5 protein-coding genes are annotated in these 11,430 nt (G+C 71.4%); all 5 read left to right on the forward strand.

Features of this window, described 5'->3' with window-relative positions; genetic code table 11:
• A partial coding sequence (locus tag KLK06_RS59075) for a non-ribosomal peptide synthetase (RefSeq protein ID WP_214644693.1) occupies positions 1 to 1,133 on the forward strand: 1,133 nt, incomplete at its 5' end.
• Between the two features lie 382 nt (positions 1,134 to 1,515).
• Positions 1,516 to 4,629 (forward strand): non-ribosomal peptide synthetase, encoded by a 3,114-nt coding sequence (locus KLK06_RS59080; protein ID WP_214644694.1) that lies wholly within the window; start codon positions 1,516 to 1,518, stop codon positions 4,627 to 4,629.
• 22 nt (positions 4,630 to 4,651) lie between these two features.
• Positions 4,652 to 5,923, forward strand: a complete 1,272-nt coding sequence (locus KLK06_RS59085; protein ID WP_214644695.1) for a Zn-dependent hydrolase — start codon at positions 4,652 to 4,654, stop codon at positions 5,921 to 5,923.
• A gap of 31 nt (positions 5,924 to 5,954) precedes the next feature.
• Positions 5,955 to 6,575 (forward strand): TIGR00730 family Rossman fold protein, encoded by a 621-nt coding sequence (locus KLK06_RS59090; protein ID WP_214644696.1) that lies wholly within the window; start codon positions 5,955 to 5,957, stop codon positions 6,573 to 6,575.
• Positions 6,576 to 6,797: 222 nt separating this feature from the next.
• Positions 6,798 to 11,430: non-ribosomal peptide synthetase (locus KLK06_RS59095; RefSeq protein ID WP_214644697.1), on the forward strand; the 4,633-nt coding region annotated here is incomplete at its 3' end.

Consider the following 11,430-nt stretch of genomic DNA (forward strand, 5'->3'; position numbering starts at 1 on the left):
GTGGTGAGTTGCACATTGTGGCGGAGGAGGCGGCCACCGATCCGGAGGCCCTGCGCGCGTTGCTGGCCGAGAAGAAGATCGACTTTGTCAAGATGGTGCCGTCGCACTTGGCGGCGATGGGTCCGGGGTTGTTGCCTGCGCGGTCGCTGGTGCTGGGTGGTGAGGCGGCGGCCCCTGACTGGCTGGAGCAGGTCCTCACGACCGCCGATGAGCGCGGGTGTGCGGTGTTCAATCACTATGGTCCGACCGAGACCACGATCGGCGTGGCCACCGCCCGGTTGCGCGGCGGGCTGACCCCGGTGGCCAACACCAGTCTGTATGTGCTGGATGAGCACCTGGCGCCGGTGCCGCCGGGTGTGAGCGGTGAGCTGTATGTGGCCGGTGCTCAGCTGGCGCGTGGTTATCTGGGTCGTCCTGGGTTGAGCGCTGAGCGGTTTGTGGCGTGCCCGTTCGTGCCCGGTGCGCGCATGTATCGCACCGGTGACCGGTTCCGCTGGAGCACTGATGGCGGGTTGGTGTTCGGCGGCCGGGTGGACGACCAGGTCAAGATCCGCGGCTTCCGCGTAGAACCGGGTGAGGTGGGCGCGGTGCTCACCGGCTGTCCTGGGGTGGAGCAGATCGCCGTGGTGGCCCGGGAGGAAGCACCCGGCGACGTCCGTCTCGTCGGCTATCTGGTGGCGCAGGACGCGGACAACGCCGGTGATCTGCCGTCGGTGGTGCGCAGATTCGCCGCCGATCGGTTGCCTGATCACATGGTGCCGTCGGCCTGGGTGGTGCTGGACGCGCTGCCGCTGACGAGTAACGGCAAGCTCGACCGCCACGCACTGCCCGCCCCCGACCACGCCGCCGCGGCCGGTGCCGGGCGCGGCCCGTCCGACGCGCGGGAGGAGGCCCTATGCGCGGCGTTCGCCGAGGTGTTGGGGATCCCGGCGGTCGGCGTCGATGATGACTTCTTCGAGCTGGGCGGCCACTCCCTGCTCGCCGTCCGCCTGGTCAGCCGCATCCGCGCCCTCCTGGGCGTGGACGTCCAGGTCCGTACGCTCTTCGACGCCCCCACGGTCGCGACCCTCGCGCGGCAGGTGGGGGAGGAGAAGACCACCAGGCCGGCCCTGCGCCCCATGCGCGACCGCTGACCACCAACGCGTGCGAAGGCGTTCAACTGCGGCGTCAGCCCAGTTGAACGCCTTCGCGGCACATGCATGGCATTGTTCGTGAGCCGCGGCATACGTCATAGTGGACCCCGGCGAAACGGCAATGCCCGGGCCGGTGATTCGCGCTTTCGCCGCCTCACGACTTTCTTATCGATTTGCTCGGTTCCGCTTCAGCGGCTTTTCCGCCCCGCGGGCGAATCTCGGGTGTCGCGCTCCGATCGCAGGAGCTGTCGCCGGAGGAACGGCGAGAAATTCTACGTAGCTGTAGAAGGCGAGTATAAGAATGAGAGACACGTCCACGGAGATCAGGCCGGTAGGCAGCCGGAAAAGTGCCGGCACAGCCGCACTCGAACCGTTCTCGCTCGTGAGAAGCGGGGACCGGGCCAAACTGCCGCCCGGGCTTTCCGATGCCTATCCCATGTCCGCGCTGCAACTGGGCATCGTCTACCACACGCTTTCCGGAGAAGGGGAGACACCTTATCTGAACTCCTGCGGTTCGCGCGTGCGCGGGCTCGGGCTCGACCTGGAGGTGTTCGATCGGGCGGTCCAGAACGTGGTGAACCGGCATGCCGTCTTGCGGACCTCCTTCGACCTGACCACGTACGGTGAGGCGATGCAGCTCGTGCACGCGGCGGCGACCGTGCGACGCGAGGTGCACGATCTGCGTGACCTGCCCGAGCAGGAGCGGGAGCGTCGGCTGCGCGCCGACAGGCGCCGGCCGTTCGATCTCGCCGAGGCGCCGCTCCTGCGCTGCGTGCTGCACCGCCTGGCGGAGGACGAGTTCCACTGCACCGTGGTGTACCACCAGGCGATTCTCGACAGGGACAGCCTGCTCCGCGTGCTCGACGAGACGCTGAGCCGGTACGCGGACCTGCTCGCCGATCCGGGCGCCCCGGCCGCCGCGCCACCCTCTGAGGTGTTCGCGGAGTACGTCGCGGCGGAGCGGGCGGCCATCGACGACGCGGAGCACGCCAAGCGCTGGCAGGACCACCTCTCCGGCTACGCGCCGAAGCCCCTGTCGGTGGGCGCGGGTGGCGCCACGGCGTACGGGTCGATCGAGTCGCCCGTCCCGGACGGCATCGGCGACGCGCTGCGCGAGCTGAGCGGCGAGGCGGGCGTGCCGGTCGAGGACGTGCTGCTGGCGGCGCACCTGAAAGTGCTGAGCCTGCTGACCGGCGACGGCGACGTCGCCACCGGGGTGGCCATGCGGCCACCCCATGGGTCCCATGAGTCACACGTGGCCGCGGGTGTCTTCCTGAACGTCCTGCCGCTCCGGGTGGACGTGCCGGGCGGGCATTGGCTGGATCTGGTGCGCCGCGTGTCCGGTCAGGTGAAGGCGATGCTCCCGTACAGCGGATACCCGCTGGCCCGGGTCGTGTCGGATGTGGGCGGCGCCGATCTGTTCGACTCCATGTTCGAATTCAGTGACACGCCTTTTCCGATCACCCATCGGATCGAGCCCAGCAACCTCGCCCTCTCGACGCGGTTCCTCCGGGATTCCCGGACCGGGCGGTTGTCCCTGGCGCTGGACTACCGGCGGCTGGACGACGAGCAGGCGATGGTGATCCGCGACTACTACTTCGCGACGTTGAGGGCGATGGCGGTGCCGAACGGCCGTCATGACGCGTTCTCGCCGCTGAGCGCCGCGGAGCGGAAGCGCATGCTGGTGGACTGGAACGGCCCGGTACGCGACTACGCGCGGGGCTGCCTGCACGAGCTCTTCGAGCGGCAGGTGAGCCGGACCCCGGACGCGCTCGCGGTGCTGAGCGACGAGGTCGAGCTCACTTATGCCGAGCTCAACGCCAGGGCGAACCGGCTCGCGAGGGAGTTGCGCGACCTCGGGGCCGGGCCGGAGTCCGTGGTCGGCGTGTTCGCCGAGCGGGACGCGGACATGGTCGTCACCTTGCTCGGCGTGCTCAAGTCCGGCGCCGCCTACCTGCCGCTGGACCCGGGCTACCCGGAGGAACGGCTGCGCTACCTGCTCGACGACGCCCGGGTCCGCCTCGTCGTCACCAGATCTCACCTCGCGCCCCGGTTGCCGGAGGGGAACTGGCGGGTCCTGTGCACCGACACGCGGGCCGCGGACATCGGCCGCCACCCCGCTGACGATCTCACCCCGCTGAGCACACCCGCCAACCTGGCGTATGTCATCTACACCTCCGGCTCGACCGGCCGGCCGAAAGGCGTCCAGGTCCCGCATTCCGGCCTGGTCAACTACCTGAACTGGTGCGTCGAGGGGTACGCGAGCCGGGGCCATGGTGGAGCACCGGTGTTCTCCTCCTTCTCCTTCGACATGATCGTGCCCAACCTCTACACCCCGCTGATCATGGGCGAGCGCGTCTGCATGCTGCCGGAGGAACTGCCGGTGCACGAACTCGGCTCCCGCCTGGAACGGCTGGCCCCGTTCACCTTCATCAAGATGACCCCGGGCCACCTGGACCTGCTCTCCGAAGTGCTCGGACGGGCCGCGGCCAGGAACCTGGCCGGCACCCTCGTAGTCGGCGCGGACGCCTTCCCCAGCCGCAATCTCGCCAACTGGCGGCGACTGGACCCCGACACGGTCGTCCTCAACGAGTACGGCCCGACGGAGGCTTCGGTGGGCAACACCATCTTCCACACCCAGCGCCCCGTCGAACGCGACCTACTCCCCATCGGGCGCGCCATCCCGAACACCACCATGTATGTGCTGGACCCGGCGATGAACCCCGTACCGGTCGGCGTCACGGGAGAGCTGTTCATCGGCGGGGAATGCGTGGTGCGCGGCTACGCCGGCCGACCGGCGCTGACGGCGAGCCGTTTCCTGCCGGACCCCTTCAGCGAGCGGGTCGGCGCCCGGATGTACCGCACCGGGGACCTGGGCAGATGGCTGCCGGACGGCAACCTCGAGTTCCTGGGCAGGGTGGACGACCAGGTGAAGCTGAACGGCTACCGGGTCGAGCCGGGCGAGGTCGAGAACGTGCTGGCCACGCATCCGGCCGTCGCGCGGTCGGTGGCCGCGATCCTCGGCGAGGGCTCCCAGCGCCGGCTGGTCGGCTACTACGTGCCCCAGGCGGAGGTGAGCGAGGAGGAGCTCATGGCCTATCTCGCCGAGCGGGTGCCCGGCTACCTGCTGCCGTCGGCGCTGCACGCCATCGAGGCCGTGCCGCTCAACGCGAACGGAAAGGTCGATCGCAAGGCCCTGCCCGATACCCGGGAGCGGAGCGGACCGGCGGCGGCCACGTTCACCTCGCCCCGCACCCCCATGGAGGTGGCGCTGGCCGGCATCTGGGAGGACCTGCTCGGAGTGGCGCCGATCGGCGTGGAGGACGACTTCGCCGCCCTGGGCGGTGACTCGATCCTGGCCACCAGGATGGCGTTCAGGATCAGGGAAGACGTCAGTCTCGACGTTGCGATGGCGGACATCCGGGGCAGCCGCGACCTGGCGGAGCTGGCCGGACGCCTGACCTCCTCGGCGGCGAACCGGCCGGCGGATCGGTGAGGGCCCGACCATGGGAGACGACGTGAAGACGCGTTCGGCCCAGGCCCTGCGGGTCGCCGGCGATCGATTGGTGGCCAACATCCGGACCCTCGGCGCGATAGGCGCCACGGCCGACGGCGGCGTCACCAGGCTCGCCTTCACCGCGGAGGACGCCCGCGGGCGGGAGCTGGTCCGCGACCTCATGACCGAAGCCGGGCTGCGGACCAGCGTCGACAGCGCGGCGAACATCATCGGGCACCGGGCGGGAGAACGCCCGGACCTGCCGGCGCTCATGCTCGGGTCGCACATCGACACCGTGCCCAACGGCGGCGCCCTGGACGGCGCGTACGGAGTCCTGGCGGCCATCGAGGTCGCCCGCGCGCTCAACGAGCACGGCACCCCGCTGGCCCACCCCCTCGCCGTCGTGGCCTTCAACAACGAGGAAGGCGCGTTCGGCACCCGGGGAATGTGGGGGGCGCACGCGCTGGTGGGCGCGCTCGACGAAGCCGACCTGACCGCCGTGGACGATCGCGGCAGGCTCGTGGCGGACTCGCTGGCCGACCTGGGAGGAGACGCGGCCCACATCGACCGGGCCGTGTGGCGCCCTAACCAGATGGCCGCCTACCTCGAGCTGCACATCGAGCAAGGCCCGGTGCTCGAGAGCCGCGACGTCCGGATCGGGGTGGTGGAGGCCATCACGGGCCGTTCGACGCTCACCATCTCCGTACGCGGCAAGGCCTCGCACGCCGGGACCACGCCGATGGAGCTGCGCCAGGACGCGCTCGTGGCGGCGGCGCACGTGATCCTCGCGGTAGGCGGCCTCGCCTACCCCAACGGCCCGGTACGGGTCGCCACCGTCGGCGCGCTCTCGCTGGCCCCCAACGCCTGGAACGTCGTCCCCGGAACCGTCACGCTGCAGGTGGACCTGCGCGACGTGTCCGACGCCGCCACCCGGCAGGCGATCGCGCGTCTGCGGGGCGAGCTCCTGGACATCGCCATGAGGACCGCCACCACGATCGAGGTGACGGACCAGCACGGCGTGACCGCCATGTCCTGCGACGCGGGCCTGCGGGACGTCATCGCGGAGGCGAGCGAGAGCCTTGACCTGAGCCACCTCTCCCTGCCCAGCGGCGCCGGCCACGACGCGCAGATCATCGGGCGCATCGCACCGATAGGCATGATCTTCGTGCCCAGCAAGGGTGGCGTCAGCCACGCGCCGGAGGAGTACAGCGCCGACGACGACCTGATAGCGGGCGCGAACGTGCTGCTCCAGTCCGTACTCACCTACGACGAAAGATACGGCCGGGCCTTCTGATTTTCTTGCGCTGATTCGTTGGGAGCAGAGTATGTTGAACGGTCCTTCCCGAAGCAAAGCCATCGCCGTTTTCTGCGGTGCCCGCGCGGGCGTCCGCGCGCATTATCTGCACGTGGCCCGAGAGTTCGGCGCGGCACTGGCGCGACGCGGCGCGGGGCTGGTCTACGGTGCCGCCGGCGTCGGCATCATGGGAGCGGTCGCCGGCGCCGTCACCACGGCCGGCGGAACCGTGACAGGGGTGATCCCGCACCACCTGTACGAGCGGGAGAAGCCGGAGCTCGCGAGCGGCAACATCTACGTCGTCGGGTCCATGCACGAGCGCAAGGCGCTCATGTACGACCTGTCCATGGGCTTCGCGGTCCTGCCCGGCGGGCTCGGCACCCTGGACGAGCTGATGGAGGTCGCCACCTGGAACCAGTTGCAGATCCACGAGAAGCCCATCGTCCTGCTCAACCAGGCGGGCTTCTTCGACCCGCTGATCACCATGCTGGACCACGTGGTCGCCGAGGGCTTCCTCACGCAGGAGGAACGTGCCGCCATCCGCGTGACGGCCGACATCGACGACGCCCTCGACTGGCTCGGCCTGCCCGTCACGCCGGCCCCGCTGGAAGAGAGCCTGGCTGGGCTGGAGCCGGCCCAGCCGGTGGTGTGACGGCGAGCGTTCAACCGCAGCCTCGGCGCAGTTGAACGCCGCACAATGGCGCGGCGAATGCGTGGCATTGTTCAGGCGCGGAGGCGTAGGCCATAGTGGGCCCGGTGAAACGGCGGGACAGTGCGGTGCGCTTTCGCCGCCCCGCCATTTTTTATGGCATTGTTCGAGCGGCTTTTCCGCCCCCAAGAACGTCACTGGACAACGTGAGCAAAAGGGGTCTTGATGATTCCGTTGTCATTCGCACAGCGCCGGTTGTGGTTCATCGAGCGGCTCGACGGCCCGAGTGCGACCTACAACATCCCGGTGGCGTTGCGGCTGGCGGGCCGAGTGGACAAGCGGGCGCTGGCCACCGCGCTGCGTGACGTTCTGGAGCGGCACGAGGTGCTGCGGACGGTGATCGGCGTGGCCGACGGGGAGCCGTTCCAGCGCGTGCTCGGCATGGACGGCCTCGACTGGCGGCTCGAGGAGGTCGAGCTGCCGCCGTCGGCCGACCTGGCCGCGGCGGTGGGCGAGGTGTGGGAGCACACGTTCGACCTGGCCGCCGAGGTGCCGATCAGGGCGTGCCTGTTCTCGGCGGGGCCGGACGATCACGTGCTGGTGGTCGTGCTGCACCACATCGCCGGTGACGGCTGGTCGAAGGGGCCGCTGGCCCGCGACGTCTCCGAGGCGTACGCGGCCCGCCGCGAGGGCCGGGCGCCGGGCTGGGAACCCCTGCCCGTCCAGTACGCCGACTACACGCTGTGGCAGCGCGAGCTGCTCGGCGACGAGAACGATCCGGCCAGCCTCCTGGCGCGCCAGCTCGCCTACTGGCGGGAGACCCTGGCCGGGGCGCCGGAGGAGCTGGCGTTGCCGTTCGACCGCCCGCGCCCGCCGGTCGCCACGCACCGCGGGCACAGCGCGCCGTTCGAACTGCCGCCGGACGCGCACGCCCGGCTGATCAAGGTGGCGCGGCGCGAGGGCGTCACGACGTACATGGTGATGCAGGCGGCGCTGGCGATGTTGCTGTCGCGGCTGGGCGCGGGCACCGACATCCCGATCGGCCAGGTGGTGGCCGGGCGTACCGACGTCGCGCTCGAGGATCTGGTCGGCTTCTTCGTCAACACGCTGGTGCTACGGACCGACGTGTCGGGCGATCCCGGCTTCCGCGAGGTGCTCGCGCGCGTGCGGGAGACGAGCCTGTCGGCGTTCTCCCACCAGGACGTGCCCTTCGAGAAGCTGGTCGAGGAGCTGACGCCGAGCCGGTCGCTGGCCCGCCACCCGCTGTTCCAGGTGCTGCTCACCGTGCAGAACGTCGCCCAGGCGGCCGTGGACCTGCCGGGTGTGCGCGCCGGGGGAGACGTGCCCGGCAGCGGCGGCGGCGCGGTGTCGAGGTTCGACGTCGAGGTCAGCGCCGGCGAGCTGTTCGACGCCGACGGCGCTCCGGCCGGACTGCGCGGCTCGGTGATCGTGGCGGCGGACGTGTTCACCGCCGAGTCGGCCGGGCTGTTCGCCGAGCGGCTGCGGCGCGTGCTCGAACTGGTCATCGACGAGCCCGAGACCCGGCTGAGCGAGACGGGCGTGCTCAGCGCGCAAGAGCGCCACAAGCTGCTCGTCGAGTGGAACGACACGGCGGGCGAGATCCCGTCCGGCACGGTGCCAGAGCTGTTCGCGGCCCAGGCGGCGCGTACGCCCGGCGCGACCGCGGTCGTGTACGAGGACACCCGGATCACCTACGCCGACCTCGACGCCCGGGCGAACCGCCTCGCCCACCACCTCAACACGCTCGGTGTCGGCCCGGAGTCCATCGTGGGGCTGTGCCTGCCACGCGGCGCCGACATCGTGACGGCGATCCTCGCGGTGTGGAAGGCCGGCGCCGCCTACGTACCGCTCGACCCCGCCCACCCCGCTGACCGCCTGGCCTTCGCCGTCGCCGACAGCGGCGTGCGCGTGCTGGTGACCGACCGGGACGAGACGCTCGGCGCCGCCCACGTCGTACGCCTCGACGACCCCTGCCTCGGCACCTACCCGGACACGCCGCGCGCGGAGCGGCCCCTGGCCGGCGAGCTGGCGTACGTCATCTACACCTCCGGCTCGACCGGCCGGCCGAAGGGTGTGGCGGTCGAGCACGCATCCCTCGCGAACCTCGTCTCGGTGTTCGGGCCGCTGATGGAGGTGGGCCCGGGCGTGCCGGTCCTGCAGTTCGCGTCGTTCACGTTCGACGCCTCGGTGCTGGACGTGGCGGTCACCCTGGCCCGCGGCGGCACGCTGGTCGTGGCGAGCACGACTGAACGCGCGGAGCCGGCCCTGCTGCGCGCGCTCGTCGAGACGACCGGCGTGCGCTCGGCCAGCGTCGTCCCCTCGCTGCTCGCGGTCCTGGAGACGGGCGACCTGTCCGGTGTCGAGGCGATGGTCGTGGGCTCGGAGCACATGCCGCCCGGCCTGGCCCGGGACTGGGCCCGGGAGCGGCGGCTCGTGCACGCGTACGGGCCGACCGAGGCCACCGTGATCACCGCGGCCGGGCGCGTGGACCCTGGCGAGGGCGGCGCGCTGCCGTTCGGCGGGCCGCTCGCCAACACCCGCATGTTCGTGCTGGACGACTTCCTGGAGCCGGTGGCGCCCGGCGTGGCGGGCGAGCTCTACATCGCCGGCGCGCAGGTCGCCCGCGGTTACGTGGGACGCTCCGCGCTGACCGCCGAACGGTTCGTGGCCTCGCCGTTCGCGACGGGCGAGCGGCTCTACCGGACCGGCGACCTGGTGCGATGGACCGGCGACGGCCGGCTCGTCTTCGCCGGGCGCGCCGACGAGCAGGTCAAGGTGCGCGGGTTCCGGATCGAGCCGGGTGAGGTGCAGGCGGCCGTCGCCGCCCATCCGTCGGTGGCGCGGGCCGCGGTGGTCGCGCGTGAGGATACGCCGGGCGAGACCCGGCTGGTCGCTTATGTCGTGTCCGCGGATGACGCGCCCGGCCTGCCGGAATCCGTGCGCGCCTTCACGGCCGACCGGCTGCCCGAGTACATGGTGCCGTCGGCCGTCGTCGTCCTGGACGACCTGCCGCTCACCCCGAACGGCAAGCTCGACCGCCGTGCCCTGCCCGCCCCCGCGTACGAGACCGGCCTCGGCCGCCGCCCCTCGAACCCCCGCGAAGAGATCGTCTGCGCCGCCTTCGCCGACGTGCTGGGCCTGCCCGAGGTCGGCGTGGACGACGACTTCTTCACGCTGGGCGGCCACTCCCTGCTGGCCATCCGCCTGGTGGAACGGCTGCGCGAGCAGGGCGTCGAGGTGTCGGTACGCGCGCTGTTCCAGTCCCCGACCCCGGCGGGCCTCGCTTGGTCGTCGGGCGCGATGCCCGTGACGGTGCCGGACAATCTCATCCCCGCCGGAACCACCCGGATCACGCCCGAGATGCTGCCGCTGGCCGACCTGACCTCCGACGAGATCGAACGCGTCGTCGCCACCGTCGAGGGCGGCGCGGCCAACGTCGCCGACGTCTACCCGCTGGCCCCGCTGCAGGAGGGCCTGCTCTTCCACCACCTGCTGGCCGGCGGCGGCGACGACGCGTACGCGCTGCCGACGGTCGCCGAGTTCGACACCCGCGACCGGCTCGACGCCTTCCTCGACGCCCTGCAGCGCGTGGTGGACCGCCACGACATCCTGCGGACCGGCATCGTCTGGGACGGGCTACGCGAACCGGTACAGGTCGTGTGGCGCCGCGCCGCCCTGCCCGTCGAGGAGGTGACGCTCGACCCGGCCGGTACGGACCCCGTGGCCGACCTCGTTACCGCCGGCGGATCGTCGATGGACCTGGGCCGCGCGCCGCTGATCAGGGTGCACACCGCCGCCCGGCCCGGCGGTGACGGCCGATGGCTGGCCCTGCTCCGCATCCACCACATGGTCCAGGACCACACGGCCAAGGAGGTCCTGCTCGACGAGGTCCAGGCCTTCCTGGCCGGGCGCGGCGGCACGCTGCCCGAGCCGCTGCCGTTCCGGACCTTCGTGGCCCAGGCCCGCGGCGGCACAGGCGAGCACGCCGGCTACTTCGCCGAGCTGCTGGGCGACGTCCACGAACCGACGGCCCCGTACGGGGTCATGAACGCCCGCGGCGACGGCGCCGGAGTCGTCCGCGAGGAACTCGACCTCTCACCCGAGCTGACCGGCCGCCTGCGCGCCGCCGCGCTCCGCATGGGCGTCAGCCCCGCGCCGGTGATGCACGTGGCCTGGGCCCGCGCGCTCGCCGCCATCAGCGGCCGTGCCGACGTGGTCTTCGGCACCGTCCTGTTCGGCCGCATGAACGCCGGCATGGGTTCCGATCGCGTACCCGGCCCGTTCATGAACACCCTCCCGGTCCGCGTACGCACCGACGAGCCGGGCGTCCTGGCCGCCGTGTCGGCGATGCGCGACCAGCTCGGCGAACTGCTGGAGCACGAGCACGCCTCCCTGGCCGTCGCCCAGCGGGCCAGCGGCGTCACCGGGGACACCCCCCTGTTCACCTCGTTCTTCAACTACCGCCGCAACACCGGCCGGGGCGGAGGGGGCCTTGAGGGCATCCGCACGGTCTTCACCCACGACCGCACCAACTACCCCCTCGCCGTGGCCGTCAACGACGACGGCGACGCGCTGTCGCTGACCATCGACGCCGTCGCGCCCATCCACCCCCGCGCGGTGGCCCGCCTGGTCCGCACCGCCACGGCCGGCCTGGTCTCCGCGCTGGAGACGGCGCTGGACGGAGGCTCGGAGCTGCCGCTCGGCGATGTGGATGTGCTCGATGAGGTGGAGCGGCGGTTGGTGCTGGAGGGGTGGAATGCCACTGCTGTGGAGGTGGGTGGTGTGTCGGTGGTGGAGTTGTTTGAGGGGCAGGTGGCTCGGAGGCCGGATGCGGTGG

The organism is Nonomuraea sp. NEAU-A123 (assembly GCF_018603905.1).
GTDB lineage: Bacteria > Actinomycetota > Actinomycetes > Streptosporangiales > Streptosporangiaceae > Nonomuraea.

What these genes read in the sequence shown, in the direction of transcription:
- KLK06_RS59090 (WP_214644696.1), top strand. Translation starts at nt 5,955, where the DNA reads ATGTTGAACGGTCCTTCCCGAAGCAAAGCCATCGCCGTTTTCTGCGGT.